The sequence below is a fragment of the Verrucomicrobiia bacterium genome (assembly GCA_035460805.1).
In the GTDB taxonomy this organism is placed as follows: domain Bacteria; phylum Patescibacteriota; class UBA1384; order CAILIB01; family CAILIB01; genus DATHWI01.
In genome coordinates this window covers 1-2,004 of the sequence record DATHWI010000153.1, presented here as the reverse complement: position 1 = coordinate 2,004, position 2,004 = coordinate 1, and the positions used below count along the sequence as shown (strand labels likewise).

The 2,004-nt window shown below is 53.6% G+C and carries 2 protein-coding genes; both read right to left on the bottom strand.

Going from position 1 to position 2,004, the window contains the following annotated elements; translation table 11 throughout:
- Window positions 1-200: 200 nt before the first annotated feature.
- A complete protein-coding gene (locus tag VLA04_06175) occupies window positions 201-722 on the bottom strand; it encodes a GNAT family N-acetyltransferase (protein HSI21242.1) in 522 nt (173 codons plus the stop codon).
- Between the two features lie 31 nt (window positions 723-753).
- Window positions 754-2,004: amylo-alpha-1,6-glucosidase (locus VLA04_06170; GenBank protein HSI21241.1), on the bottom strand; the 1,251-nt coding region annotated here is incomplete at its 5' end.

The window sequence follows — 2,004 nt, the reverse complement described above, 5'->3', positions numbered from 1 at the left end:
TAAGGCGCTTTCCATAGTGCCGATACGACCGTTCGCCCTCCAGCGGATCCACATGCGCGGATCGTTCTTTTTGCCAGTGTTCATTTAAACTTCTCCTCCGTTCCAAAGCTACAAAGCGTAGGGAAGGTTCGCGGGGAGTGTATCATATGCCGGCTCTTCTGTCAATCAGTCAAAGTGTGGGTAAACCTTCACTGCACTACCTATAAGTCGATAGAATAGCCAGTTTCATGCATCTCAAAACCCCTGCTTTCATCTGTGAGGGTTACGCCGTTTACGTGCCAGCCGTTTTTCTCATAAAACGCACGGGCGCCCTTGTTTTCGGTGAGCACCCAAAGTATGGCTTTGGTGTATCCGTCAGCCCTTAGTAGCTCCTTGGCTTTACCAATGAGGAGCGTGCCTACGCCGTTGCCTTTGTAGTCAGGGGAAACATAGATGGCATAGAGCTCGCCTTGGCCTTCTTCATTACCTGCCTCGTTGCGAGCTGTACCTACAGATGTGAATCCCACGACCTTTTCGCCATCCTCAGCGATAAAAGTGTGTTGGTGATTACTGGGTTCTCCTAGAATTTTTTCCCAGTTCAACTTTCGTTTCTCGATGTCTAGTGTGTCCAGGTAAGAGTCGGGAATGATTCCGCGGTATGCGGATTGCCAAGTTTTTACGTGAATTTCTGCGATGGCAAGGGCATCTTTTGGCCTTGCTTCACGAAGGGTGACGGGGTTCATGGGTTCATCTTAACAAAAAGACCCCCTCTTACTACGACAATGTCTTTTCAGGTGATGGCCGCCCAAATTTTTGCAGCCCTTTGCCCACCAGTATGTACGTAGCTGCCGAGGCCATGAACCCTGGCGAGCTATGGTAGAGCGTAATGCCAAGCCAGCGTGAGTGCAGGGGGTTGCCACTCTGCTCATGTAATACTTCATAAAATTCGCCCCCATTCTTAGCATGGAGAGCGGTAACCTGGTCAAAGTCGGCCCAGGCCTCTTTGAGGAAGCGTTGGCGAACCAGGGGGTCGCTATGCTTGCGGGCGATATCAAGCTTGGCCTGGATATTCAGTGTGGTAACCCAGGGCCAGACGGAGCTGTTGTGGTAGGAGGAGATTCTTCCCGCTCGGTAGCGGAGCGCTACCTGTGAAGCCGGATAGGGCCGGTCAAAGTTGCGTAACAGCCCGCAGGGCGAGAGTGTGCTGAGGCGTATCTTCTCCTGGGCGCGCACGGCTTGTTCAGGCGTAAGGAGATAGAGTGAGGCAAAGATATTGGCAGCGGTATCGAGCCGGTTGTCGTCTTCAGCCGCCTTCACATAGCCCGCCTCTTCATCCCAAAACACGCGCAGGTACGAATGTTTGAGAGTGATGGCTTGGTCGCGGAGTAGTTCGGCATCATCTTCGCGTTTAAGTATTGCTGCCATGTGGCTCATGGCGTGCACTGCTTGATAGTACAGGGCGTTGACGTAGGCCAGCTTGCCTTTTCGGATCAGGCTATCAGCCCAGTCCTGAAGCCCTCTGCCCTTAATTAGTCCATCAAGGTCGCTGAAACGTGCCTCCCGGTTGAGTGAGCGCAATAGGAAGGTCCAGTTGTCCTCGACAAATTTGCGTACCTCGGCGGAGTGGTCAAAGAGTTCGCCGCAAGAAACGATAAGGGCCGAGGCGCTGTCCCGGGCGGGTAGGGAAAATCGCACATTGTTGTAGACTGCGTGGGCTTCTGGTCGGGTGATGAGGTCAATACCCATCCGTTTGAGCCGGCGAAGCGGCGGCACATAGTTGGCCCAGTGGCGGACATACTCTACCCGCAACGGCAAACGGCCACTTGGTTGGGCATGGGAAAGGATAGTAGTAAAGGTTTCCACAGCCATTTGCGGGTCAAAACGGCCAAAGACGGCGCAGGCCAGGGCGGCGTCCCGCGTCCACACCTCTCCCACAAATTGGCTGTTACGATCGGCCGAAGTAAACATGCCGATGCAGGTTTGGGTGGCTTGGGCTGTTATTTCTAAAGCCTGTGCATTCATTTC

Coding starts and splice junctions, on each gene's coding strand:
- VLA04_06175 (HSI21242.1), bottom strand. CDS start 722: ATGAACCCCGTCACCCTTCGTGAAGCAAGGCCAAAAGATGCCCTTGCC.